This window comes from Paenibacillus sp. SEL1 (assembly GCF_054602535.1).
Genome location: NZ_CM137723.1, coordinates 5029372 through 5053051, shown reverse-complemented (window position 1 = coordinate 5053051; position 23680 = coordinate 5029372). Strand labels below are relative to the sequence as shown.

General features: G+C 43.4%; 26 protein-coding genes and 1 pseudogene. 9 read left to right on the top strand and 18 right to left on the bottom strand.

The window, feature by feature from the left end:
• Positions 1 to 7: 7 nt before the first annotated feature.
• The 4 genes from nikC to ACYCSE_RS23035 all read right to left on the bottom strand — a co-directional run bounded on the left by nikC (position 8) and on the right by ACYCSE_RS23035 (position 5014).
• On the bottom strand, positions 8 to 862 hold the full coding sequence (gene nikC, locus ACYCSE_RS23050) for a nickel transporter permease (RefSeq protein ID WP_459700117.1): 855 nt from the start codon (positions 860 to 862) through the stop codon (positions 8 to 10).
• Positions 859 to 1803, bottom strand: coding sequence for a nickel ABC transporter permease (nikB, locus tag ACYCSE_RS23045; protein WP_459700114.1), 945 nt, complete (start codon positions 1801 to 1803; stop codon positions 859 to 861). The genes nikC and nikB overlap by 4 nt, the downstream gene beginning before the upstream one ends.
• A gap of 1 nt (position 1804) precedes the next feature.
• Positions 1805 to 3340, bottom strand: a complete 1536-nt coding sequence (nikA, locus tag ACYCSE_RS23040) for a nickel ABC transporter substrate-binding protein (RefSeq protein WP_459700111.1) — start codon at positions 3338 to 3340, stop codon at positions 1805 to 1807.
• Positions 3341 to 3550: 210 nt separating this feature from the next.
• On the bottom strand, positions 3551 to 5014 hold the full coding sequence (locus ACYCSE_RS23035) for a DHA2 family efflux MFS transporter permease subunit (protein ID WP_459702562.1): 1464 nt from the start codon (positions 5012 to 5014) through the stop codon (positions 3551 to 3553).
• Between the two features lie 136 nt (positions 5015 to 5150).
• Here ACYCSE_RS23035 and ACYCSE_RS23030 point away from each other — a divergent pair, with 136 nt between their 5' ends.
• Together ACYCSE_RS23030 and ACYCSE_RS23025 are read left to right on the top strand one after the other, a co-directional pair.
• Positions 5151 to 5720 carry a TetR/AcrR family transcriptional regulator gene (locus tag ACYCSE_RS23030; protein WP_061828312.1) on the top strand — a complete coding sequence of 190 codons (570 nt, stop codon included), beginning with the start codon at positions 5151 to 5153 and terminating at the stop codon, positions 5718 to 5720.
• Positions 5721 to 5921: 201 nt separating this feature from the next.
• Positions 5922 to 6173 carry a YolD-like family protein gene (locus ACYCSE_RS23025; RefSeq protein ID WP_061828313.1) on the top strand — a complete coding sequence of 84 codons (252 nt, stop codon included), beginning with the start codon at positions 5922 to 5924 and terminating at the stop codon, positions 6171 to 6173.
• A 206-nt stretch (positions 6174 to 6379) separates the two neighbouring features.
• Here the strand turns inward: ACYCSE_RS23025 and ACYCSE_RS23020 are convergent, their stop codons facing one another.
• Positions 6380 to 6709 carry a DUF3817 domain-containing protein gene (locus tag ACYCSE_RS23020; protein WP_459700107.1) on the bottom strand — a complete coding sequence of 110 codons (330 nt, stop codon included), beginning with the start codon at positions 6707 to 6709 and terminating at the stop codon, positions 6380 to 6382.
• Positions 6710 to 7217: 508 nt separating this feature from the next.
• Here ACYCSE_RS23020 and ACYCSE_RS23015 point away from each other — a divergent pair.
• Positions 7218 to 9272: a stalk domain-containing protein gene (locus ACYCSE_RS23015; RefSeq protein ID WP_459700105.1), complete on the top strand. Its 2055-nt coding sequence runs from the start codon at positions 7218 to 7220 to the stop codon at positions 9270 to 9272.
• A gap of 86 nt (positions 9273 to 9358) precedes the next feature.
• Here ACYCSE_RS23015 and ACYCSE_RS23010 read toward each other — a convergent pair whose 3' ends face one another.
• The 5 genes from ACYCSE_RS23010 to ACYCSE_RS22990 form a co-directional block, all read right to left on the bottom strand.
• Positions 9359 to 9535 (bottom strand): aldo/keto reductase, encoded by a 177-nt coding sequence (locus ACYCSE_RS23010; protein ID WP_250261262.1) that lies wholly within the window; start codon positions 9533 to 9535, stop codon positions 9359 to 9361.
• Positions 9492 to 9671, bottom strand: a complete 180-nt coding sequence (locus ACYCSE_RS23005; protein ID WP_235309892.1) for a hypothetical protein — start codon at positions 9669 to 9671, stop codon at positions 9492 to 9494. The genes ACYCSE_RS23010 and ACYCSE_RS23005 overlap by 44 nt, the downstream gene beginning before the upstream one ends.
• A 112-nt stretch (positions 9672 to 9783) precedes the next feature.
• Positions 9784 to 9996 carry a hypothetical protein gene (locus ACYCSE_RS23000; protein WP_452566910.1) on the bottom strand — a complete coding sequence of 71 codons (213 nt, stop codon included), beginning with the start codon at positions 9994 to 9996 and terminating at the stop codon, positions 9784 to 9786.
• A gap of 12 nt (positions 9997 to 10008) precedes the next feature.
• Positions 10009 to 10149, bottom strand: coding sequence for a MerR family DNA-binding transcriptional regulator (locus ACYCSE_RS22995; protein ID WP_452567902.1), 141 nt, complete (start codon positions 10147 to 10149; stop codon positions 10009 to 10011).
• Positions 10150 to 10275: 126 nt separating this feature from the next.
• Positions 10276 to 10458, bottom strand: a complete 183-nt coding sequence (locus ACYCSE_RS22990) for a helix-turn-helix domain-containing protein (RefSeq protein WP_254328608.1) — start codon at positions 10456 to 10458, stop codon at positions 10276 to 10278.
• A 68-nt stretch (positions 10459 to 10526) separates the two neighbouring features.
• Here ACYCSE_RS22990 and ACYCSE_RS22985 point away from each other — a divergent pair, with 68 nt between their 5' ends.
• Positions 10527 to 10700 (top strand): hypothetical protein, encoded by a 174-nt coding sequence (locus tag ACYCSE_RS22985; RefSeq protein WP_459700101.1) that lies wholly within the window; start codon positions 10527 to 10529, stop codon positions 10698 to 10700.
• Between the two features lie 210 nt (positions 10701 to 10910).
• Here ACYCSE_RS22985 and ACYCSE_RS22980 read toward each other — a convergent pair whose 3' ends face one another.
• Genes ACYCSE_RS22980 through ACYCSE_RS22960 form a run of 5 tightly spaced genes read right to left on the bottom strand, consistent with a single transcriptional unit; the run spans position 10911 to position 15187 of the window.
• Positions 10911 to 12299, bottom strand: a complete 1389-nt coding sequence (locus tag ACYCSE_RS22980) for a HAMP domain-containing sensor histidine kinase (protein WP_459700099.1) — start codon at positions 12297 to 12299, stop codon at positions 10911 to 10913.
• Positions 12290 to 12949: a response regulator transcription factor gene (locus tag ACYCSE_RS22975; protein ID WP_250261266.1), complete on the bottom strand. Its 660-nt coding sequence runs from the start codon at positions 12947 to 12949 to the stop codon at positions 12290 to 12292. The genes ACYCSE_RS22980 and ACYCSE_RS22975 overlap by 10 nt, the downstream gene beginning before the upstream one ends.
• Before the next feature lie 37 nt (positions 12950 to 12986).
• Entirely contained in the window at positions 12987 to 13745 is a 759-nt protein-coding gene (locus ACYCSE_RS22970) for a lantibiotic immunity ABC transporter MutG family permease subunit (RefSeq protein WP_250261267.1), read from the bottom strand.
• Between the two features lies 1 nt (position 13746).
• On the bottom strand, positions 13747 to 14478 hold the full coding sequence (locus ACYCSE_RS22965; protein ID WP_250261268.1) for a lantibiotic immunity ABC transporter MutE/EpiE family permease subunit: 732 nt from the start codon (positions 14476 to 14478) through the stop codon (positions 13747 to 13749).
• Position 14479: 1 nt separating this feature from the next.
• Positions 14480 to 15187, bottom strand: coding sequence for a lantibiotic protection ABC transporter ATP-binding protein (locus ACYCSE_RS22960; protein ID WP_069289620.1), 708 nt, complete (start codon positions 15185 to 15187; stop codon positions 14480 to 14482).
• A 149-nt stretch (positions 15188 to 15336) separates the two neighbouring features.
• On the opposite strand from ACYCSE_RS22960, the gene ACYCSE_RS22955 reads away from it, so the two are divergent.
• Positions 15337 to 16464: an NAD(P)/FAD-dependent oxidoreductase gene (locus tag ACYCSE_RS22955; RefSeq protein WP_322160974.1), complete on the top strand. Its 1128-nt coding sequence runs from the start codon at positions 15337 to 15339 to the stop codon at positions 16462 to 16464.
• Positions 16465 to 16545: 81 nt separating this feature from the next.
• On the opposite strand, the gene ACYCSE_RS22950 is transcribed toward ACYCSE_RS22955, so the two are convergent.
• Positions 16546 to 17412: a MurR/RpiR family transcriptional regulator gene (locus ACYCSE_RS22950; RefSeq protein WP_250261270.1), complete on the bottom strand. Its 867-nt coding sequence runs from the start codon at positions 17410 to 17412 to the stop codon at positions 16546 to 16548.
• Positions 17413 to 17594: 182 nt separating this feature from the next.
• Between ACYCSE_RS22950 and ACYCSE_RS22945 the strand changes: the two genes are divergently transcribed.
• Entirely contained in the window at positions 17595 to 18614 is a 1020-nt protein-coding gene (locus ACYCSE_RS22945) for a Gfo/Idh/MocA family oxidoreductase (RefSeq protein WP_459700094.1), read from the top strand.
• Between the two features lies 1 nt (position 18615).
• Positions 18616 to 19641 carry a Gfo/Idh/MocA family protein gene (locus ACYCSE_RS22940; RefSeq protein ID WP_459700092.1) on the top strand — a complete coding sequence of 342 codons (1026 nt, stop codon included), beginning with the start codon at positions 18616 to 18618 and terminating at the stop codon, positions 19639 to 19641.
• Positions 19642 to 19671: 30 nt separating this feature from the next.
• On the opposite strand, the pseudogene ACYCSE_RS22935 reads toward ACYCSE_RS22940, so the two are convergent.
• Positions 19672 to 19896 (bottom strand): annotated as a pseudogene (locus ACYCSE_RS22935) (AraC family transcriptional regulator); the annotation flags it as partial.
• A gap of 80 nt (positions 19897 to 19976) precedes the next feature.
• On the opposite strand from ACYCSE_RS22935, the gene ACYCSE_RS22930 reads away from it, so the two are divergent.
• Positions 19977 to 20240 (top strand): aldo/keto reductase, encoded by a 264-nt coding sequence (locus ACYCSE_RS22930; protein ID WP_459700090.1) that lies wholly within the window; start codon positions 19977 to 19979, stop codon positions 20238 to 20240.
• A gap of 25 nt (positions 20241 to 20265) precedes the next feature.
• Here the strand turns inward: ACYCSE_RS22930 and ACYCSE_RS22925 are convergent, their stop codons facing one another.
• Positions 20266 to 22500 carry an alpha-galactosidase gene (locus tag ACYCSE_RS22925; protein ID WP_459700088.1) on the bottom strand — a complete coding sequence of 745 codons (2235 nt, stop codon included), beginning with the start codon at positions 22498 to 22500 and terminating at the stop codon, positions 20266 to 20268.
• Positions 22501 to 22743: 243 nt separating this feature from the next.
• Between ACYCSE_RS22925 and ACYCSE_RS22920 the strand changes: the two genes are divergently transcribed.
• Positions 22744 to 23583, top strand: coding sequence for an AraC family transcriptional regulator (locus ACYCSE_RS22920; protein ID WP_250261274.1), 840 nt, complete (start codon positions 22744 to 22746; stop codon positions 23581 to 23583).
• Positions 23584 to 23680: the final 97 nt, after the last annotated feature.

Genomic DNA, 23680 nt, shown 5'->3' with positions numbered 1-23680 from the left:
GTACAGCTCACTCCTCTGTCCGGGTTTTAACATCATAACGGTCGCGCAGTTTGTCTCCCAATACGTTCGCCAGTAGCACTGTTAGCACGACAGCTATCCCTGGAACCAGCATCAGGTGGGGAGCCATTTGAAAATACGCTCGTCCTTCATTCAACATAGTACCCCATTCGGGAATTGGCGGCTGTGGACCTAAGCCCAAAAAAGATAGGGAGGCAATCATTAAAATGATTTTGCCGATATCCAGCGTAGCCAGCACAAGAACATTCCCAATTGCATGGGGGAGAATATGCCGCATGACAATCCGCAGGGAGGAGGCACCCGCCAGTATGGATAATGAAATGTAATCCTTTTGCTTTTCTGCCAGAACGGTACTACGCACTAGACGTGCATAACCAACCCATTTTACCGCAGTCACCGCGAAAATAAGATTTACTAAGCCTGGTCCGAGCAAACCGCTCAGTACAATGGCAAAAATATAATCAGGTAATGTCATGAAGGCATCGACCACCCGCTTGAATACACGATCCATCCAGCCTCCAATAAATCCTGAAAGCAGACCAAGAGGGACCCCGACAACCAGCGAAACGGCCAAAATCAATAAACTGGTTCCGACAGTCGTCCGAAGTCCAGCTATCACTCTCGATAGTACATCTCTGCCCAAATGATCCGTTCCCAGCCAGTGTGTAGCGCTGATTGATTGTAGTCGATTCCCCATCTGGATACGATACGGATCTTGCGGAGCAAGCAACGAAACGACTGTAATTGCTGCAAGAATGAGCAGGATGGAGAGCGACACGATCCATGTATTGGACAATCGCGTTCTAGTGAGCTGCCTGTTTTCCGCATGTACGGATTTTATCATGATAAACGTTTCTCCTTCAAAGCAATTTCAGGATTGACCCAACGGTAGGACAGCTCTACCAAAATATTGATACATACAATGAATGCAGCCATAAATACGGTATAGCCCTGAATAATGGGGTAATCCCTTGCAGCGATGCCATCCACAATCCATTTGCCCAGCCCCGGATAGGCGAATAGCACTTCAATTACGACTGTGCCTCCCAGTAGGCTGCCTATACTCTCACTGAATACCGTAATGAGCGGGACTAGACTGTGACGAAGCATGTGTCTGAAAAAAATGCGGATGGGGCTGATTCCACGGGCTTGCGCCGCTTTGATAAAGTCTTGCCCCGAGCTTTCAATCAGACTTGCGCGGATCATTCGTACATAAACGGCTGCCATTGCCAATCCCAAGGTAAGAGAAGGGAGTACCAAATGAAAAGCGGTTCCTTCACCCATAGACGGCAAAATGCGCAATTTAACTGCAAACCATTCGATAAACAAAAGCCCCAGCCAAAAGCTGGGAATCGAGGAGCCGATTAAGGCAAACACACGACTGGCTCTGTCAATCCAGCGGTTACGGTAGAGCGCTGCCATCGTTCCGAGCGGTAGAGCTATCAGCAGCATAATGAACAGGGAGCCTCCGGTCAGCAGAAGTGTATAAGGCAGTTTTTCCATAAACTCTGTGAATACCGGACGATGGGTTAAATAAGATTGTCCAAAATCAAACTGAAGCAACTGAATCAACCACTTACCATATTGCACAGGTAATGGTTGATCCAGCCCCAGTTGGCTGCGCATATCCATAATTTGCTGATTGGACACAGCTACATCATCGACTCGGAGAATGCTCCGAACGGGATCGCCTGGAACAAGCTTAAGCAGACAGAAGCTCACAAAGGAAAGAATAAGAAAGAACAAAACCAGTTCAAGAAACTTTTTGGCGATGGATTTGAACATGCTAATTCACATCCAGGTCCTGGGTCAACAAGTAGTATTCACTTTGGCTAGTTACCCAGTTATGTACGTAATCGCGATAGGCCACTACGTTGTTAGGATGGACCAGAAAGGATTGCAGATTTTGTTGGTCAATCAGCGTGACAGCCTTCAGCGCCAGCTTGTTGCGTTGTTCCTCATTCACGGTTGTGTTCAGCTGTGAAATCATACCCGTGAGTTCTGGTACATGCACACGCCCATAATTCAGTGCTCCTTCAGGCATGTAAGCCGCATTCAGAAAATAGCTTGCATCGCCGCGCGGGGCTGTAATGCTACTATAAGTCGCTAAATCCCAATCCTGATGTGCGGCGAGATATTCGTCAATATTATCAACCTGACGGATATCAATCGTAATGCCAAGTTCTTTAGCGTTAGCCTGAATCAGCTGGGAAATGAGTGGAAGCTCCGCTCTCGACTGGTAAGTTAGCAATGTAAGATGAAGCGGCTTGCCGTCGGGGTTCGCAACTTTTCCGTTCTGCACTGTATATCCAGCTTGCTTGAAGCCTTCTCGTGCAGCATTCAAATCAAACTGTTTCGTAATATATTTCGGTGAAAAAGGAAAGTCGGACAAGAACGGGCCTTGAGCAGGGGTTCCCTGACCAGACATGATACCACTGGCAATCTCATCCCGGTTGATCAGGTTATCGAATGCTTTACGCACAGCCGTCTTTTTCAGATCGTTATTGTTCATATTGTAAATCAGTTGATGCGTTCGCAAACTAGGAAGCGAGTCTACCTTAACAGTAGAATCAGCTTTCATTAGCTCCAAGCTTTCAATTGGCGGGCGATACACAATATCAGCTGTTTTGGCTTGAAAAGCAAGCTGACGCGCATTGGCGTCTTCGTTAAACATGAATTTGGCATGTTTCAACTTTACTTCACCGTTCCAATATTGTTCATTGCGATCTAAATTCAGTTCACTTCCAGCACGGAAGCTGGCAACCTTGAATGGTCCCGTCCCTGATGGGAGGTCACCTGTAGCTGTGGTGTCTATAATAGCCGTATTCGGATGAACCAGCTCAGACACAAATTCTGGGAAAGGCTTGTCTGTCGTAATGTTCAAAATTTGTCTATCCGCATGAATATCACGGATATGCAGCGCATTTTTGACCGATGGATTGAGCTTTAGCGCTCTTTCCAAAGAGGCTTTGACAGCAGCGGCATTGACGGCTTTACCGCTATGGAAGTTCACACCTGGTCGGATGTTGAAGGTCCAGTGCTGTCCGTCCTTGCTGTCCCATTTCTCTGCAAGCCAAGCTTCCAGCTTAAGATCCTTGTTCACTTTGATCAGTGTTTCACTTACTCCAGCACGAACAGCTGTGTAATTTACATCAGCATGAGGATCTATAGAAGGGCTTTGCACGTTAAACAATAAGGTGACACTTTTATCTTGTGGTGCAGCAGATGGAGAGGGTGAAGCTGACGGAGATGAAGCGCAGGCTGCCATCATCACCGCCATTACCGCAGGTATAAATAGTTTAAAATACGAACGCTTAAACAACAGGGAGTCCTCCTTAATAGTAATCGTAATTTTTACGCTTTAATTTATAAACCATATCGTAACCAAATGAAGGAGCTTTGTAAATATGTAATTGATGAATGTGTATGTAAATTCATATGAAAAAAAGGCTGCATAACCAATAGTGAGATGGTTAGCAGCCTTTAAGTATATTTAGATATGTTTAATTTGGAATGGCTAAAAATTTATGAATTAATGCATGGGTGCTTTGGCAGTGCCATGTTCAACATGAACTCTGCGGATGAAAAACGCAAGGATCAACCCGATCACGCTGATAATCATCGCAAAGAAAAATGAATTTTGTGATCCGATTGCCATGGCATTGGCCATTTCATTTACGGATTCAGGCATACTGGATTGGCTCAAATAGCTGTCCATGCCTTTCGAGAGAATGCTTACCGCTACGGCTGTACCGATAGCACCAGCAACTTGTTGGAGCGTGCTCATAATGGCCGTTCCGTCTGGGTATAAATCCATAGGGAGCTGGTTAAGTCCGTTTGTCTGAGCTGGCATCATAATCATGGAAATGCCGATCATCAAGCAGCTATGAAGCACAATAATGAGTACGAGAGTTGATGTTGTTGTAATGCCAGACAGGAAAAATAAAACAGCGGCCACGATCACAAGCCCTGGAATGACAAGCCATTTGGGACCGAATTTATCGAATAGGGAGCCCATAATGGGAGACAAGAGACCGTTGATAATCCCACCAGGCAGAAGTACCAAACCTGCTGTTAGAGCAGACAAAGCCAGCCCTTTTTGCAAAAAGAGTGGAAGAATCAGCATCGTAGAAAGGATCGTCATCATACATAAGAACACCATAATAACGCCGATCACGAACATAGGATATTTAAACACACGCAAGTTCAACATAGGCTGCTTCATCTTCAACTGACGTACAGAGAACAGTATCAACGATATTAGACCGACAATCACAGGAAGCAGAACCATCAGGCTAGCCCAACCTTCGCCACCTTCTCCGGATTTACTGAAACCAAACACAACACCGCCGAAGCCAATGGAAGACAGGAGGATAGATAAAAGATCAATTTTAGGCTTGGTCGTTTCTGAAACGTTTTGCATAAATAAAATACCGCAAATCAGCGAGAGAACCAAGAACGGAAGGGAAATCCAGAAGATCCAGTGCCAAGACAGATTTTGCAGTACCAGTCCTGCAATGGTAGGTCCAACGGCAGGTGCAAACATAATTACCAATCCGATGATCCCCATAGCCGCGCCTCTCTTTTCAGCCGGGAAAATGATCAAGATGGTGTTAAACATCAACGGCAATAACAACGCTGTACCAATGGCCTGAAGAATACGTGCGATCAATAGCACTGAAAAAGTAGGTGCAAGTGCAGCAACGAGACAACCAGCTATTGAAAACAGCAACGATGTCACAAACAGCTGTCTTGTCGTAAAGGTTTGAATCAGCAATCCCGATACAGGTACTAAAATACCGAGTGTAAGCAGATAAGCGGTAGTCAACCATTGGGCTGTTGCAGTTGTAATATGCAAAATCTGCATCAAATCATTCAGTGCAATGTTAAGTGCCGTTTCACTGAACATCCCAATAAAGCCGCTAAGGAGCAGGGCAATCATAATAGGTAGCACCTTGAACGTTTTGGGTTCAGAGGGTGAACTCGATTGACTCATTGTATTCATGTTGTTTTTGTTCCTCCAATAAATTAATGGTGTTGAATTATAACGATCGGTCTATATATAATAAACATGTTGTTATTTTTTTGTCAAAGTATAAGTTATAACTACTATATAATGAAGGATGCTGTATATGGCTGCTAAACCCGAATCATACGAGAATATCGTACAAACCGCATCGAAGCTCTTTTTTCATCAGGGGTATCACGCGACCGGACTGAATCAGATTCTTGCGGAGAGTGGATCACCGAAAGGGTCACTTTATTATTATTTTCCGCGTGGTAAAGAAGAATTGGCTTTGGAGTGCATAAGAAGAGGGAATGAGTTTATAAAGCAAAAATTAAAACAGACACTGAACGGGAATGATAATCCAGTACTAGCCATTCAGGATTTTATTCGTAATACAGCTGAGGAGGCAGACCGTACCGGCTTTAACGACTTCATGCCGATTGGCTTCTGGGCTGCTGCGGAAACTTCCTGTATTAGTGAATCGCTACGTCATGCCTGTGTGAATACGTTTACAGATTGGCAGCACATCTATATGGAGCGCCTTCAGGATTCGGGCTGGGAAGAGGAAAAGGCACACAGTCTGGCGGTACTTATTATTTCGATGCTCGAAGGTGCATTGATTTTGGCCGTTACGCAACAGAGCAGTGCTCCTATTTATAATATCGTGGATTACATTCCACAGTTGGTCAAATAATCCTGTCTCTTCGATTTTCAATCGCTCCTAATGAGCTCCAACAAGCAACTTTAAAAAGCCGATGTTTTCGGTTTTGAGAACTCGGCTTTTTTGTGGCTCTGAGACGTAATTTTACTCACATTACCAGCACCAAATGATGAAAAGTATGGTAAAATAGAATGAATTTGATTTTGATTTTGCACGAAGGAAGGGTGATAGCAAGTGGCAAAAGCGAAGGTACCCAAACGGCCTACTCGGGATGAGTTTGTACTGGAGGAAATCGGGAATCAGCTTGTAGAAGCACAACGAGAGCAATCCGAAGTTGTATTGACCGTATGGGGACGCGAAGAAACAACCCGTGGACAAATTGTTAAAATGGACCCGAGAACAGGAAAGGTTCATGTAGAGAGTAATGGAGAAACGGATAAAGTTCCTTTTATGGATATTATGAGTGTAAATTACCCGAGAGATTAGTTGTTGTGATTACATAAATATAGCAGATAGGGAAGAAAAGAATGACAAAGTTAGAGTCTCCCTTACTGCGTGGGAAAGTAACAATTTACAATTCGCGTATACAAAAACAACCGAGTGGTTTAGAGCCATCGGTTGTTTTTGTATACTGCTGCATGAGTGGGAAGAAAAAGCAACGTTATTGTGTTGGCACTTTCCCTTGTACATGCTTATGTAGCTTTTATCGGGCTGGTATGACTGGCCCGTGCTTCGGCTTTCTTAAGCACCTTACGATCAAAAATGAAGGGACCAAACGGCAACAGCGATGCAATCAAGGCTGCAAGACTTTGCAGTAGCGTTATTTTTTGCAGAATCAGCATGACGACAGTCGCTACAACATAGGCCACGAACAGTACCCCATGGATCATACCCACCCAGCTTACCATTTGTGGCATTCCAGCTGCGTATTTAAGTGGCATAGCGATACACACAAGCAGCAGATATGAAATCGCTTCAATATTACCAATAACACCAAACATCTTAAAGGCATTTTTGAACATAATACACCTCCTTCTCCTATTGCTTAAAATTTAATATATCCTATAATGCAATGTTATTAAACGGTAGAAAGTTACGATATATCGAATATTTATAGCTGAATCCAAAGGTTATGTCAGAGCTTTCACATGATAGAAGTATCTCCCACCAATGCTTCATTTCTCTGCTTCCAACGTCCCACAGCTTAGCGTCCCCGGAAACGATAATCGTAATTTTGTTTAAATTGTTGAAACAAACAATGGGGCTTAGAAAGATGGCTTGGAGTAAGAGAAAACACTAAGCTGGTGTAGTTCGAAGGCTTAGCATATATTGTTTGCGCGACCCCTATCTGTAAAAATGCTAGTGTGAAACCTAAACATTTTGTATGGAAATTCCGATAACAGTTAAATGAATGTCTGTACATTTTAGTGTGAATTTTAAAAGCTGGATTGCAGCAGAAGGGTTTGTAAGCTTGACTTATTAGTTTTGACAAATAAAATTTCCATACTGGTATCAAGGAGAGCATAGATTATGAATAAAAAACGTTTGCGTCAATGGATGGCTCCGTTCGCAACGGCTACACTGATTTTGAATACGGGATATGGCATTTTGGCACCCGATGCAGTGGCTAGCGCGTTGTCGACTGAAAGGCATAACTCAAATCTGACAGGCCTGAATACAGCACAGTTACATACCAAATTAGCAACCGCTCAAGGCCGTCATGTGCCTGTTACTTCGGGCACGAAAGTGACTACGTTAACAAAAGGTTATAGTCAGAATACCTATCTTAACCAAATGCTAAAAGTAATGTCGAGTCAAATGGTTACTGCGAATATCGCACCGGCAGAGGTAAGCAATCTGACAGCGGTTCCTACAGAAACAACAAAAGTAAATTTTTCCTGGAGCAATCCGTCGGACATTAATTTTGACCACATAAAAGTGGTAAATGTCACTAACGATGTATATGTAGATAACATTCGAAGTAACTCTTATATGATGAGCGGTTTACAGCCGAACACGACATATACCTTTCGCGTGAAAACGGTGAATAAGAGTGGAGATGAATCTCTAGGTACGGCAATACAGGCTAAAACGGCTTCCGTTGATGTCCCTGTAGATAAGACACCACCAGGAGAGGTAAGCGGGCTGACAGCGACGAATGTAGGATATAACGCTTTTGTCGTAAATTACATATTGCCTAAAGATGCTGACCTGAGCCAAGCGATCATCTATTTAAATGGTAAGGAAGTGCAGCGAACTACAGGGACGTCCTATTCATTCAGTGGATTGATTGCTTCCACAAACTATACAGTACTGGTCAAGACTATTGACAAATCCGGCAACATATCTGGAGGAATCAGTATTCCGGTTACGACCTCAGCGCTCACCGTTGATACAGTGCCCGAAGTGACAGGAGCTTCAGTGACATCAGTTAATAACTATAGCGTTACTGTTTCCTGGACAAGACCTAGCGGAGTTAATACGGTCAGTCTGTATAAGGATGGGCAACTGGTAACTGATTCAACAGGATCATCCTATACATTCAACAATCTTTCGGCAAGCCAGACCTACACGTTCACGATTAGGTCCAAGCGAAGCACAGGTGCATTGTCCTCTGGTGTGAGACTGACTGCCACAACGGACAGTACGTCCTCCAATTCGTCAGAAGTGTCCAATCTTGAAGTAGATAGTAAGAGCGACACCTGGATCAAAATCACCTACGATATGCCGAGTAAAGCCGACAAGGTAAAGATATATGTTGATGGTGATTATGAGGGGACTACAAGTTCTGAGTCCTATAAAATCACGGATTTGCGAGAAGGACGCTGGTATGAGATAAAGGTCGTGACTGTCAATAGTAATGGAAGAGAGTCTAGCGGTGTTAAGATATCAGAACGCACGGATTCGGATGGTTACTACTCATCTTCGTCATCTAGTTCATCGAACTATGAGAAAGCGAGAGATTTGATGCGAATTGCAGAAAACAGTCTGAATGCCTCCGACTGGCGTTCTGCCAGAGATGCAATTAGTGATCTGCCGAGTGGAACCCGTAAAAGCGATTTGCTGGATCGGTTAGAAGCTATTCGCAATAGAGCAATTGGGACCAGTAGTTCATCATCCGGGACGAGTTCTACTACAACAACAACTTCTGGTACAACGTCCTCCTACCCTAACAATGCGGTTTCCTCATATTCAACTTCGTTCACCCTGACACCAGGAGCTAAATCAGCTTATGTCGATGGTCGTGCTACGACGATGGCTCAGGCTCCGCGAATCATAAATGGGGCGACGATGGTCCCGTTGCGCTTTATCAGTGAACGGATAGGTTACGAGGTAAATTATGAAAAAGCGACCAAAAAGATCATTCTGACTCGACCTACAGACGGCAAACAAGTAGTGCTTCAGGTCAAGAATTCTACCCTTGCCGTGTATGAGTTGAACAACTCCCGGAGTTATTCGACGAACATCACAGCTCCGGTTATTGTTAACGGCTACACGCTGGTTCCATTACGAGTGATTAGCGAGCTTTCGGGGTATCAGGTGAACTATAATACTGCATCCAAACAAATTACGATTACAAAATAAATACTTCTGCAAGAAAGGGTTCTAAAGTTTCCACTTTAGAACCCTTTCTGTGTATTAGGAAGTGTATGTAGAACAATGACAATCTGTTACTCTGTAAACAAGTTATTTTGATTGAAAAGAATATCGAGTTGCTTAAGCTCGCCACTTGTTAGTCGAACACCCAGAGTTTGAAGATTGGACTCGATTTGATCAGGCTTGGTTGCACCTGGAATAATTAGATCAACGGCTGAACGCGTTAATAGCCAAGCTAGCGCCTTTTGCAAGGGTAGTTCTAATTAATTGTCGGCTTAGAGTATCATCGACTTTTGGATACATCATTGAATTACCTACCACACCTGCTCCAAAACCAAGTTTAAATGCTTTTAATCCTGTTTTTCCTATTGCTATTGTATTGTTCATGTTTATAAGCTTCCTTTTGTATGATGTGGAATCCTTGGAGGGAATCTAATGCACATCTTACAACCTGGTGTAAACACTAGGTCAAGCAGAGCAATTCAGTTTTAAAAAAAGATTAAGTTTGGGTCTCAAGCGGCAAAAAGTTATGGCCAAATTTTTGCCCGGTTTGCAATTTCAATTCAATCATATCCTTAATTTCCTGAAGTTCTTGCAGCTGCTGATCTATCTTTTTTTGGTAATTGTAAAGCCTATCATACCATTCATTATTTGATATGTTGCTCTCATCTAATTGAAGCTGGATAATAGGTTTTAACTCCTTCAGCGACATTCCGGCTTTTTTTTAACACTTGATCATTAAAAGTGCCTCTTTGTGTGAATTGTTATATATCCTGTGCCCATTATTTTTGCGGGCCACGGGAGGAAGAAGACCTATTTTCTCATAATACCGTAAGGTATCCTCACTGATTTGGAATTGATCCATAAGTTCTTTCATTTTAAAATTTGTTGTCATCTCTCGTCACCTTCGTAAGGGAATCTTTAACGCTTAATGAAAATGTATTAATTATAATACATGGAGTTAACACGAGGTCAAATGCTGATCTACATATTACTGTATATTCGAACAGGCATTAAAACGAAATTCATGCGGGGTCAATCCACATCGTTCCTTGAAGATTCGATAGAAATATTTCATATCATGAATCCCGACTTCAAGTGCGATCGTTTGAACGCGCCAACTAGTATCTAGTAGTAAGCTACAACTCTCGTGAATACGAATATCCTGTAGCATTTTGGAAGCCATAATCCAAGAAGCGTAGCCCCTTATGTTCTGGAAAATGGAGAGGGCGACCGATTACAATGGCAAACACCATTTCTCGAACATTAAGTGGCAACCAAACCGGAGTTGGTATGGGTATCTATATGATGGGAAGCTTTATGACGGGGGCTATCGGAACGTCTATTCTTGGTTCCGTACTTGATCAAGGAGTACAAAGCAAAATTATAGCATCATCCGTTCAGCAGCACATATAGTAATCCAATAACCCATGTTCCTTATAATAATCGCGAGTCTGTGCCAGGAGTGTTTTCATTCCGATGGCAAAATGATAAAACGCTACTGACCTTCATATGTCAGTAGCGTTTTAAATTGTTTCAATAACAAACGAGGAAGAGGTGTGTGCCTTATGAATCGAACAAGCTTAAGAGCAAATTATTTATTTCGGTAATTTTCTCATTATGTCGCTAATGAACTGACGGAATCTCAATGCTTACCTGTCCGCCGCCTGTCTGGGTGGAGTTGGTGATGATCAGCTTTCCGCCGTGCAGGTTCACAATGGATTTTGTTATATACAGACCCATACCGTAATGTCCATTTATTCTTCTGGACGAGTCACCCATATAGAACTGCTCGGCGGCCTGTTTGAGGCCTTCCGGAGAGAAGCCTGGGCCTTCGTCTAAGATGCTGAACCGAATGCAGTCTTCCACAAACTCTACGGTCAGCTGGATCTCGCTATATTCAGGCGCCTGATCTACCGCATTAGAAGCAACATTCATAACGGCTCGCTCAAGTAGAACTGGGTCTGCATACAGCGTCTTAGGGGGGTTATATGCAGCGAATGCTACAGATATTTTTTTGACAGCAGCCAAGGCCATTATCTGATCTTTCACTTTCGTTAAATAGAAGTCAGTATCCATCGTTTCCGCCCGCAGGGTGACTAGCGTTTCCGCTTTTGAAATTTCAATAAGAGTCTTAATATACTGCTCCATCTGCCTGGTGCTTTCCGATATATAATCCGTATAGTTCTTTTGCTCTTCGGACTGATCGGTCTCGGACAGCAGCTCTACGTTTCCACGAACGATAGTGAGTGGTGTTTTGACATCGTGTGCTAGGGCGGATATTTGCTCGCGGCGGGATCTTTCGAGATTCCACTGTTTCTGAAGCGAAGTCTTTAAAGTTTCTTTCATTTTATCCATGGAATGCAGCACCTGATCGATCTCCATCACGCCACTGAATTCGATTGAGAAGTCCAGATCCTGTGCTTGAATTTGTTTGGTGGCCTGCTGCAACCCACTCATCTTACGTGCCAGCTTTCGTCCGAAGGAGGAAGCCAGCAAGGCACCTCCCCCCAGAAAGGCGATACAGAACACGGCAAAAAAGGACAATTCCGCGTTCGGCAGGTATTGACGCAGGATAGGAAGTTCAAACTGAGCCGAGACAGAATAGCGCATCACAGTAACTTTATCATTATGTGAGACTTTTACATAGTTATAGGGAAATTGATAAGCAGTATCGTTCTGCTGCGTAACACTCCAAGCAGTTTGAGCCTGCTTTTCAGAAAGGTTTCCCTCATTGAGGCGGCCTTCCGAAGTGAATGATGCGTATTTATACAGTTTCTGCCGAGAATCCGGCTGTAGGGTCTTGCCAGCTTCAATGATTGTCTTGTCCTCCCGCACCTGATTCTCAGCATAGTTCGCGGGGAGAATGGTCCCACAAGACATCAGGACATAGAAGATGAGAACCAGGAACAGAGCGAGCGCAATCGTCCCGATACAGAACATAACTAAATAACCCAGAAAAATGGTTCGTAGTTTGGTTGTCTTGCGTGCTTGCTGTACTTTGGTTACTTCCATCGGTACCCGATCCCCCAAACCGTCTCCACTGGCGAAACCTCTACTTTGCCAAGCTTGGCTCGTATATTTTTAATATGCTCCACGATGGTGGCGGAATCGCTGTCCCCATCCAAGCCGAAGACAGCTTCGTAAATCTGCTCTTTAGGGAACACCTGTCCCCAGTTCAGGGCTAGAAACTTACATATCTCATATTCGCTTTTGGTAAACGGGACTACAACATTCTGAACGGTGATTTCCTTGCCGGACAGATTGAAATGAACTTCCCCGATGCAGAATACATTACGCCGTTCACGATTCTCCCGTCTGAGATGGGCGTTGATTCTTGCGCGCAACTCTCCAGCACCAAACGGCTTGACAATATAATCGTCGGCCCCTTCCCCAAGCCCTAACATCACATCGTTCTCCATGGATTTTGCGGTGAGGAACAGGATCGGGCAGTCTATTTTGCTGCGAATTTCCCGACAGAGTGTGAACCCGTCCATGGTAGGCATCATCACGTCAAGCAGGATGAGGTCAAAGACTCCAAGCTGCATGGTGAGAACCTGTGGGGAGTCGGAGACCACCGTGACAACATGGCCATCTTTCTGCAAAATATTTTGAAGGAGTGCCAAAACGGCGGGTTCATCATCAACGGCCAACAAGTTTGCCATGCTTAATTCACTTCCCTTGCTTTCTTTACTCTGGTCTTTATTCCGACGAATTGTGTCCTTCCCAACGACAAATCCATAATCCTAATAATACCATGATGACTACGGTCCCTACTACGCAATAGCTGACTCCCGAATCAAGCCGTATAGCTTCAGGAATAGATACTGCTGAGTTTATATCGTATTGCACCCAGATCGTGATGAACCGGGCAGCCCAAGCAGAGGGGATGAATATCCAATTATGATCACCCAGCCCTGTAAGAAGCAAAGCGGACAATAGACTCTCCATAATGCCTAGACCGATGGAAGCTCCCTTGCCGAACCGCAAACTAATGAAAAAATGCAGAAAATAGTGGAATACACTGGACATAAACAGAATGCAGGCAGCCAACACATAAAACTTCAAGCCATACGGTGACTCTCTCATAAGATATATATAGCCAGCCCCAAAGCCTCCGGAGGCAAGCAGCACACTGCCAAATCCCAAGATCAGGAGCAGGCTGATCTTGCTCAGGAAAGGTAGCAGCTTCACTGGCGAGATCAATAGCTGCTGGAAATTGCCAGCGACTGCCTCCTGCTCAACAGCAATGGAGCAGACAATACCAATCATGGTAGGAAGAACCACGGCTAGGACCTGTAAATAGCCGTCCACCTTTGAAATCGGTGAATACGGAGTAAAGGAATAGTAGGCAAGAAAGATTGCTATGCCTAAAAGCGGCACAAACAGCTGCACAAGCAGTAAGGGCTGCCTTCTAAGTTTAAGCACATCGGATTTCAGATAGCGGAAAAAAGAAATCATCTTATTTAGCCTCCCGCTTGCGGAAGGACATCGCCGTCAGTATCGACAGAATTATAAACAGGCAGATTGTGATCACTAGGCCGGGCACAATCACGCCTTTATCCAAAAGCGGATCTCCTGAAGGAACGGTAAGCCCATTAGGTAGCACTTTAATGACGGCGCACATTAATCGGGCTGGAATAGCATAAGGGACCGCCCACCACACAGAGGACGTAGCGAACAAAATGGTGCAAGATACGTTGCCCAGCATGTTAATAATTAGAGTGGCAAACATGCCTATTCGGTCCGTCAGGAACAGGCAAAGTGGAACTTGCCACAAAAAGGTGATGAAGAGGATTAGAGTTGCAGCAACGCTTCCTGCTAGTGTTACAGAAGTTGAGAATACGAATCCGCCAAGAGTTATCCCTATAAATAGGACAATAAAGGAAACTATTAAGAGTCTTACGCAAACCCCGATTTTACCGTACCATACCTGAGCCAAATCTACAGCCATGCCGAGGACAGCACGGTATTTCAGCTTCTTGCCATCCTTTTGGATCACTCCTGAGCACATTAAGGTGAGGGCACCTGGCAGCAGCATGAAATACCACCAATTGTAGCTGGCGCTTTGGAGCATACGTCCCCCCATGAGTACGGTACACAGAAGAAGAGTAGCGATGGGGGCAAGCCAGACCAACTTTTTTGTGAAGGTATGCTTTAATTTTAGATGTTCGGCGGCTATATATTGCTGCATCCTACTCATCCCCTTTTCGGTATTCCTGTGCAATCTGCATGAACAACGATTCCAGGTTTTGTCCTGGAGTGACCGCCTCTTGATAAGCTAATACGCCGCCGGCAATGATACCGACATGGTCAACGATTTGTTCGACTTCAGATAAAATATGGCTGGAAAGAATTACGGTAATTCCTTGCTTCGGGAAGGAGCGAATCAACTCGCGTTGCTCCTGAATACCAATGGGGTCTAGTCCGTTGGTTGGCTCATCTAAGATCAATAGCTTGGGATGATTGAGGAGAGCAATGGCAATGCCCAGCCGCTGTTTCATACCCATCGAGAACTGGCCCGAGCGCTTTTTCCCGGTATGGGTCAAATCAACCATGTTCAGCACTTCATCAATCTGCGAATCAGGCAATCCGAGCAACGTTGTACGAACTTTGAGGTTCTCTCTAGCTGTCAAATTCTCATAGAGTGGAGGGGATTCGATCAGTGCGCCGATCTGAGCAAGATCTTTTCGGGACCAGGGTTTTCCTTGAAATAAAATCTCACCGGATGTCGGGCGTAGCATACCGGTTAACATTTTCAAGGTGGTTGATTTTCCAGCCCCATTTGGGCCAAGTAGTCCATAGACGGAATTCTCCTGAATAGACAGTGTGACGTTGTTCACCGCCTGTTGTCGTCCGAAGGTTTTGCAGAGATTTTTAGTCTGTAAAATAATGTTATCCATATCAGTTCATCCTTTTCATTTGTTCTGACAACTACTTTAAAGATCAATTCTAAGAACTTTATAAGGATTTAAAATATTAATTTCAAACTTTATGCATTCATGCACTATTCGCTATAATGGATACAGTGATGTAGGAAAGGGATGTAATCATGAAGAAGGTCATCGTAATCGGATCAGGAATTCTGGGGGCATCGACAGCATACCATCTAGCAAAAATGGGTGCTAATGTCATTATTGTAGATCGTAAAGATAAAGGACAGGCTACTGATGCCGCTGCTGGCATTATCTGTCCCTGGCTATCACAGCGACGCAATCAGGCTTGGTACCAGCTAGCCAAAGCGGGAGCACGTTTTTACCCTGGGTTGATTGAAGAACTCAAAAGCGAGGGAGAAACAGAAACTGGCTATGCTCAAGTGGGGGCTCTCAGTATTCATGATGATTTGGAGAAAATCAAAAAAATGGAGACGCGGGCACACTTACGACAAGCGGATGCACCGGAAATCGGTGAAATTACCCGGCTAAATGAAAAAGAAACCCATAAACGGTTTCCTTTGTTAGTAGAAGGTTATCATTCTGTTCATATAAGCGGTGCCGCCCGAATAGATGGTCGTGCGCTGCGGGATGCGTTGGTCCGATCAGCACAAAAAAACGGGGCGGTCCTTATACAAGGAAATGCTACGCTTCAATATGAGTCCGACCATGTAACGGGAGTAGTGGTCGGTGCACAAAGCTTCTCGTCTGACAAGGTCATTGTTTGTGCAGGTGCATGGGCAAATCAACTACTGTTGCCTTTGGGCATTCATTTTAAGGTTAGTTATCAAAAAGCACAAATTATGCATTTGCAGGTTCCTAATAGGCAAGACACAGGCACTTGGCCTGTAGTCATACCTCCTTCTGATCAATATCTGCTGGCTTTTGATAAACAGAAGATCGTAATAGGGGCGACTCACGAAAATGAAATCGAAGGTTACGATACGAGAGTAACAGCAGGGGGGATGCAGGAAATTCTGGATAAAGGTTTAGAATTGGCCCCTGATTTAGCAAACAGCACTTTTCAGGAGGTAAGAGTTGGTTTCCGTCCTTTTACACCCGGTTTTCTACCGGTGATCGGAGCTGTTCCAGGCTGGGATGGTCTTATAGCGGCAAATGGGCTTGGAGCATCCGGGTTGACCATGGGCCCCTTTATTGGAAATCAGCTGGCAAAGTTGGCACTTGGAATGAATGTAGATATCGATATCAATGATTATGATATTCGAAAAGCAATAGATGAAAGTTGAGCCTTGACTGAGGAGAACAATATATATACTTACTGAAAAAGTCGCCATATTGGCGACTTTTTGTTTTAGTGCATATTTATTTTATACGTCATTCATCATGTCATTGAGATGCGAATTCTCCAACGATTGTGTTAGGGTTTGCATGTTTTTCAAGTAGTCGATTTTATAGATACAGGAATAGATCACATTTAATACATAGTCAAAAGCAATTTGCGACGAAAATGTACCAATCTTGGCATGTTTTACTTCGTCATTAGGCACCCGGATACAGATATTACTGAGTTTGGCCAATTCACTTTGATTGGTTGCTGTAATTGTGATAAAAGGGATATTTTCATGTGCGAAATGCCGTGCTGCTTTTAAAAAAATCGGCGACTTTCCGTGGTAAGTTAAAAACACAGCGCAGTCCTGTGTCGTAAGATTAGCCGTATGGTAAGCCCATTCAGACAGCTCCGTAGCTATAACCACATACTTGTTTATTTTTACCAATTTATTTTGGAAACTTTTCGCACGGATTTGTGAATCGCCCAACGCATATATAAAGATCCTTTTCGCTTGATCCAGCAATAGGGCTGTTTGCGACAATGAATTATCATCCATGAATGTAAAGTTTTTTTCAATCGTTTCTTTCATTAATTCTGCAATTTCTTTCGCCACTTGAAGTGGGGATTCATCATAACCGAAGGGATAGTTGGGGTCTACATTGGAAATGTTCTGGGTGTTCTGCTGAAACTCCCGAGCAAGTTTGATTATAAACTCCTTGAAGCCCGATAGCCCAAGTTTATGTGTTAATCGATTAATTGCGGAATGCGAAGTATACGTTGCCTTTGCAAGCTCCTGAATATTTAAGTGCAGGATACTTTCCTTATGAAGCAAAATATAGGATGCAATGCTTTTTTCGTTTGGTGTAAAGTTTTGCATTTCTGATAATTGTATCAGTATTTTCAACAGGTTCACCCCGGCTCAATTGAATAAAACGTTCGAAAAATAATATGAAATAAACATTTTGTTTAAAAATAAACAACCATTTTTAAAAATAATCGGTTGAATGTACCATTTTGGTGGCGAATCCTTTACGATCAACGTTCTTCTTTTATAATAAATGAAAAAGAGCCTAAAGGGGAAATAATATGCTTACCATCGGTTATATTGGAAATGGGAAAAGCACGAACCGTTATCATCTTCCTTTTTCATTGAACAGAGCTGAATTGAAAGTGAAGACGATATATGCCCGTAATCCAGATAAAAGGGAGTGGAAAAAAATCCCTGACGTGCTGTATACAGATAATATAGAATCTTTAATGAACGATAAGGAGATTCAGTTGATTGTTATCTGTACACCTGTAGAATCCCACTACTCTTATGCGAAAATGGCGCTAGACCACGGGAAAAATGTACTTGTTGAGAAACCTTTTATGTTAACCAAAGAAGAAGCCGTGTCGATCTTCCAATATGCTAAAGAGAAAAATCTGGTTATACAATGCTATCAGAATAGACGTTACGATTCGGATTTCCTCACTACCCAGAAGGTTATTGAATCAGGAAAGCTTGGAGATTTGCTGGAGGTGGAGATGCATTACGATTATTATCGCCCTGAGATCCCGAACTCCACTTCTCATTTTTCCAGATATAACAGTTACCTATATGGACATGGCGTTCATACCATTGACCAGGTTCTTTCCTATTTTGGAAAGCCGGACACAATCCATTATGATGTTCGTCAATTGCTGGGTACTGGGAGAATGAATGATTACTTTGATCTGGATTTTTATTATCCCTCGCTCAAGGTATCCATCAAATCCAGCTTTTTTCGCTTAAAAGAGCGGCCGGGTTTTGTTGTACACGGAAAAAAAGGCGTTTTTATAAAGCAAACGAAGGATCGTCAGGAGGAGCATCTGAAATTATACTATCTGCCTAAGGGACACTCCGATTTCGGCATCGACCAGCCCGAGCATTACGGCATCTTAACATATCTGGATGATAAAGGCGAGTATCATGAAGAAAAAGTCGTTTCTGAAAAGGGAGACTATGCTCGAGTATATGACGATATCTATCAGTCGATCGTACTTGGTAAAGAAAAAGTGATTAAAGACGAAGAAACGATAATTTGTATGGAAATACTTGAAAAAGGTATAGAGGAGTGCAACTAAAATGAAGTTGGGAATTGTCGGAGCAGGGATGATCGTAGGGGATCTATTGAGCTTTATTCAGGATATCCCGACTATTTTATTAAAGGCAATTTGTTCTAGACCTAGTCATGAGGAAAAATTACTGGATTGGCAACATAGATATGGAATCTCTCAGATTTATTCGGATTACAGCGAGATGCTGATGAATCGTGAAGTGGATACAGTTTATATCGGGCTGCCTAATCATCTTCATTATTCATATGCCAAAGAAGCATTATTGAGTGGTAAACATGTCATTTGTGAGAAGCCGTTTACTTCCAATTTGCAAGAATTCCTAGAGCTAAAAGAAATTGCTCAGCAAAGAAAACTGATATTGGTGGAAGCCATAACAAATCAATATTTGAAAAATTATTTGTCCATGAAGGAGTATCTATCTAAACTTGGTGAGATCAAAATCGTTGAATGCAACTATTCTCAATACTCATCTCGGTATGAAGCTTTCAAAGCGGGAATAATCCAGCCTGCGTTTAATCCAGAAATGTCTGGTGGAGCCTTGATGGATATTAATTTATATAATATTCATTTTGTTGTTGGATTCTTCGGGAGCCCTAAGAAAGTGGAGTATTGGGCGAACATGGAGCGTGGAATTGATACTTCAGGTATGCTGCTGCTTGATTACGGTGATTTCAAGTGTGTCTGCATCGGTTCAAAAGATAGTACGGCCCCCAATGCCGTGAACATTCAAGGCAATAAGGGCTATATACACATGGCAAGTTCAGCTAATATATGCGACTGCTTTGATTACACTGCGAATAAGGAAATGCCAATTCGGGTGGATCTAAAAGATCATTCGCATCGAATGTATGACGAATTCGTTGAATTTGACCGTATCATCCGAGAAAACGATTTGGAAAAAGTTTCGGATATGCTTGAACATAGTGAAAAGGTCATGAAGGTCATCGAGGAGGCCAAGCAGTCCGCCAATCTTGTATTTGGCCCTGATCCACTTTCACTGTGTTCAACCCCTAAAATTCTAAATGATAATTGAATGTTTTAACTTATATGTCTATTAATGAAGAAACTGAATTGGGCTCATGGCGGTTACCTCTTTAAAATGCCGATGGAACGAAGAAACACTCATGCTGGCGGTGTCTGCAAGATCTTCGATCCGAAAAGACTGGTCCCAATTCCAGACAATATAGTCAATAGCATCTCGGATTCGATAGGTGCTGCTTCCTTCGACTGCAATCTGAGCCAATTCGACGCCATAAGGTCCCTGCAACAGCCTATATAAAATCTCCTTCAGCAAATACGACATTCAATTATGGCGACTTGCGTAGCGTTCTTCCACGTTTTACTCCAGAAGCACTGGAGGCCAATCAGGTGCTGGTCGACCTGCTTAAAGAGATGGCTGAGCAGTTAAAAGCAACGCCAGCCCAAATCGAACTCGCCTGGCTGCTAGCCCAGAAGCCATGGATCGTTCCAATCCCGGGCACACGGAAATTAAGCCGTCTGGAAGAAAATCTAGGCGCAGTGGACATTGAACTCACATCCGAAGATGTGCGCAATATTAACAGCGCAGCCTCGCAGATCACTTTGATGGGCGCCAGATATACAGAGGAACTGGAGAGAAGAACGGGTCTTTGATCTAATTCTTCAAGTCATAATCCAATCATGAGGAAATCTCTTTTGTTAAAGTAAATAATTGAGATGCGAAATCGTATTTCTCCGCAATATTAAAATCCTGTCCCGCCTTATGAGGCGGGGTGAGTATAAGTCCAATGTTCATTAACTCGCTGCCGGTAAAACGTTGGCCCAGCTCTTCCACAACATATACTGCCATTTCGTCCAGCCCGACTAGCTTTAGTCGTAAATAAGCTTGATTCGGACGCGAGAGCACCTGGTACCAACCAACGAGAGCATGCTCACATTCTGCATCAATGACCATCCAGGCAGTCTCATTTTTTTCAAAGGGACTTAGCAGACGGTAAAAGGTTCCCTGTGTAATTAATCGTCGGTGACGTTTATACACTTGTATTTGTTTTTTAATTACATCGCACTCTTCTTCGGACAAAGCCAATGGGTCAAGTTCATAACCGAATATACCAAAGTAAGCGACATTGGATCTGGTTTGCAGCGGTGCGGTTCTGCCTACCTGGTGGTTCGGGATGGTTGACACATGAGCACCCATGCTGCTAAGCGGATAGGCCATGGATGTACCATACTGAATCTTCAGACGTTCTATAGCCTCACTATCGTCGCTTGTCCATGTTTGCGGAGCATAATAAAGCATTCCTGGATCAAACCGTCCTCCACCGGAAGCACAGGACTCAAACAAAATCTCAGGGTGTTCGGTAATCAGCTTCTCATATAAAGCATATACACCCAAGACATAGCGGTGAAAAAATTCGCCCTGTCTTTCTTTGCCCAGAGATAACGAATAGGCTTCTGAAATACATCGATTCATATCCCATTTTACGTATTCGATCCGAGCAGAAGAGAGCACGTCATCCATTAACTTAAACAGGTAATCCACAACAGGCGGTTGGGAATAATCAAGAACATATTGATGGCGTCCATGCTTGCGTTGACGGCCGGGTGTTCCCACAACCCAGTCTGGATGCTCCCTCATAATATGAGAGTCGGAGTTAACCATTTCCGGCTCGAACCAAAGACCAAATTTCATCCCGAGCGCATTGATCTTCTTTGCCAAATTCGAGATCCCGTTCGGTAGCTTTTCAGGATTTTCAAACCAGTCACCGAGGGAAGAGGTATCATTGTTTCTTCGACCGAACCATCCGTCATCCAAGACAAAGAGTTCAATCCCCAGTTCACCTGCTTTTTTTGCCATATCAACTATTTTCTGCTCAGTAAAATCAAAATAGGTCCCCTCCCAGTTATTGATCAATACAGGTCGTTCCCGCTCGGTCCAACTGCTGCGAATTAAGTGTTTATTGTACAGGCTATGGTATGCTTGGCTCATGCCATTTAAACCGCTCTCAGAATAGACCAGAACTGCTTCAGGCGAATAAAAACATTCTCCTGGCTTCAGGGTCCAGCAGAATTTGTCAGGATGAATGCCAATCATCAATCGGGTAGTTGAATAGCTGTCCACTTCCGCCTGGGCAAGAAAGTTCCCGCTGTAAACGAGATTAACCGCATACACTTCTCCTTGGTGTTCCTGTGATCCGGGTTTGGCAAGCGCCAGAAATGGGTTGTGAACATGACTACTAATTCCTCGAGTGCTCCCAATCGACTGTAGCCCAGGTCTCAATGGTGTACGCTCCACATGACGTTCCCTACCCCAAGCCCCTGATAAATGAATAATTTCATATTCGGAGTCAGGGAGATCAAGACTCAGGCTCATTAGACGGTTGACTCTCAGGGGATTATTCCCGGAATTCGTTATGGATACGGATCTCGTGATCACGGGCAGTTCACTGAAGATGGTGTAAGCAAGCACGGCCACCGCTCCTGTAAGAGAATCGGTCAGCGTGATGAGGAGTGTCTCTGCTTCATGTGCTTCTTTACAAAACGTAGCTGGAAGATGGGGGATTTTAGGCTTCCCAGCGATTACCTCGTAACGATCATAAGTGAACTCCATTATATGAGATCCGTCCTCCTGTATGATCTCAATTGCCGGCTCTCGAAAGTCTCCACTTCCCGCAGAAGGAAATTCCTGCTTAATACTTTCCAACGATGTCACCAAGTCACTATCAAACTCACCGACAGACACAGGACGGTAGCTTCGCTCGATAAAACGGTCATATTGACCCAGGTACTCTACTTTTTTGCCGTAATATAAATGCTCCAATTGCCCGTTCTCCATGACACGGAAAAGATAACTGCAGTATTTGTTCGTTAAGTGAAATGTCCGTTCCTTTTGGTTAACTTGTAGACTAGCCATGTACATAGCCCCTTTCCAAATATGTCAAACCACTTGAAACCGCTATTATTGAATCAGCATAACAAAGGGAGTGATAGAAAATACATGACTTTTTTTAAGTCGAATATAGGAAAAACAAAGAACCTTACAAAAAACTATAGTTTAGAGATAAACCTTTTCTGGATATTTGTCATCCTTAACTTATGCTATACTGATAAATTAACAAGCGTAGGTTCTTTATTTGGGAAAGTGGGGAGGATACCAATGGGCGAGAATATGATTCAATATGTAGATACTTATACCAGTTCAGAGCATAAAAATATATCAGATTTGATTTTATATAACTGTGGCACAGAGCTCTGCTTATCCAATCAGGATTTTGGACCCATCGCCCGCGATTTTAATCTGGTTCATTTTGTGCTAAAAGGACGAGGTAGGTTGGTGATTGACAACAAAAATTACGATATAGGAGAAGGACAGGCTTTTTTAATTCCGGCCAATAGGGTAGCTTATTACCAGGCGGATGAAGCCGAGCCTTGGGAGTACTGTTGGGTCGGCTTTATGGGCATTAAATCCGACATCTACCTGCAGAACATATCACTTCCAAGCCAGAACCCTTATGTAATCGATATTGAAGATATTACGTTCTTTCATTCCACGATTCTTGAGATGTTGCGGATCGGAGATAACACACTTTCTTCATCGTTGGCTATACAGGGGTATTTATTCCATATTCTCGCCAAACTTGTGCACGACTTGGGAGAAACGATGTCGGTAAAGGAGCAGCTTCCTTATTCGGTTCAAGCGATAAACTTTATTGAGAAAAACTACATCAGCGGCATCCAGATTAGTGAAGTAGCGGAGTACCTCGGTCTACATCAGAATTATCTGACCTCCGTTTTCAAACTTGAGACTGGTGAAACGCCTAAACAATATCTGATAGACCTCAGGATTAAAAAAGCGTGCGAACTGCTGCAACATACAGACTATTCGATTCAGGTCATATCAAATTCGGTCGGCTATACCGATCAATTGACCTTTTCGCGAGCTTTTAGAAATGTAATGAGTATATCTCCCAGTGCGTATAGAAAACAATTTCTTTGATTTTGCTATATTAATCTATAAAAATATTTGTATTTAGAAGCGGTTTTTTTTGCTATCGTAAAACTGTAGATTTTTTCCTGCATGGCATATTTAACAA

What these genes read in the sequence shown, in the direction of transcription:
- nikC (WP_459700117.1), bottom strand. Translation starts at nt 862, where the DNA reads ATGATAAAATCCGTACATGCGGAAAACAGGCAGCTCACTAGAACGCGA.
- nikB (WP_459700114.1), bottom strand. Translation starts at nt 1,803, where the DNA reads ATGTTCAAATCCATCGCCAAAAAGTTTCTTGAACTGGTTTTGTTCTTT.
- ACYCSE_RS23035 (WP_459702562.1), bottom strand. Translation starts at nt 5,014, where the DNA reads ATGAGTCAATCGAGTTCACCCTCTGAACCCAAAACGTTCAAGGTGCTA.
- ACYCSE_RS23030 (WP_061828312.1), top strand. Translation starts at nt 5,151, where the DNA reads ATGGCTGCTAAACCCGAATCATACGAGAATATCGTACAAACCGCATCG.
- ACYCSE_RS23020 (WP_459700107.1), bottom strand. Translation starts at nt 6,709, where the DNA reads ATGTTCAAAAATGCCTTTAAGATGTTTGGTGTTATTGGTAATATTGAA.
- ACYCSE_RS23015 (WP_459700105.1), top strand. Translation starts at nt 7,218, where the DNA reads ATGAATAAAAAACGTTTGCGTCAATGGATGGCTCCGTTCGCAACGGCT.
- ACYCSE_RS23005 (WP_235309892.1), bottom strand. Translation starts at nt 9,671, where the DNA reads ATGAACAATACAATAGCAATAGGAAAAACAGGATTAAAAGCATTTAAA.
- ACYCSE_RS23000 (WP_452566910.1), bottom strand. Translation starts at nt 9,996, where the DNA reads ATGTCGCTGAAGGAGTTAAAACCTATTATCCAGCTTCAATTAGATGAG.
- ACYCSE_RS22995 (WP_452567902.1), bottom strand. Translation starts at nt 10,149, where the DNA reads ATGGATCAATTCCAAATCAGTGAGGATACCTTACGGTATTATGAGAAA.
- ACYCSE_RS22990 (WP_254328608.1), bottom strand. Translation starts at nt 10,458, where the DNA reads ATGCTACAGGATATTCGTATTCACGAGAGTTGTAGCTTACTACTAGAT.
- ACYCSE_RS22985 (WP_459700101.1), top strand. Translation starts at nt 10,527, where the DNA reads ATGGCAAACACCATTTCTCGAACATTAAGTGGCAACCAAACCGGAGTT.
- ACYCSE_RS22980 (WP_459700099.1), bottom strand. Translation starts at nt 12,299, where the DNA reads ATGGAAGTAACCAAAGTACAGCAAGCACGCAAGACAACCAAACTACGA.
- ACYCSE_RS22975 (WP_250261266.1), bottom strand. Translation starts at nt 12,949, where the DNA reads ATGGCAAACTTGTTGGCCGTTGATGATGAACCCGCCGTTTTGGCACTC.
- ACYCSE_RS22970 (WP_250261267.1), bottom strand. Translation starts at nt 13,745, where the DNA reads ATGATTTCTTTTTTCCGCTATCTGAAATCCGATGTGCTTAAACTTAGA.
- ACYCSE_RS22965 (WP_250261268.1), bottom strand. Translation starts at nt 14,478, where the DNA reads ATGCAGCAATATATAGCCGCCGAACATCTAAAATTAAAGCATACCTTC.
- ACYCSE_RS22960 (WP_069289620.1), bottom strand. Translation starts at nt 15,187, where the DNA reads ATGGATAACATTATTTTACAGACTAAAAATCTCTGCAAAACCTTCGGA.
- ACYCSE_RS22955 (WP_322160974.1), top strand. Translation starts at nt 15,337, where the DNA reads ATGAAGAAGGTCATCGTAATCGGATCAGGAATTCTGGGGGCATCGACA.
- ACYCSE_RS22945 (WP_459700094.1), top strand. Translation starts at nt 17,595, where the DNA reads ATGCTTACCATCGGTTATATTGGAAATGGGAAAAGCACGAACCGTTAT.
- ACYCSE_RS22940 (WP_459700092.1), top strand. Translation starts at nt 18,616, where the DNA reads ATGAAGTTGGGAATTGTCGGAGCAGGGATGATCGTAGGGGATCTATTG.
- ACYCSE_RS22925 (WP_459700088.1), bottom strand. Translation starts at nt 22,500, where the DNA reads ATGGCTAGTCTACAAGTTAACCAAAAGGAACGGACATTTCACTTAACG.
- ACYCSE_RS22920 (WP_250261274.1), top strand. Translation starts at nt 22,744, where the DNA reads ATGGGCGAGAATATGATTCAATATGTAGATACTTATACCAGTTCAGAG.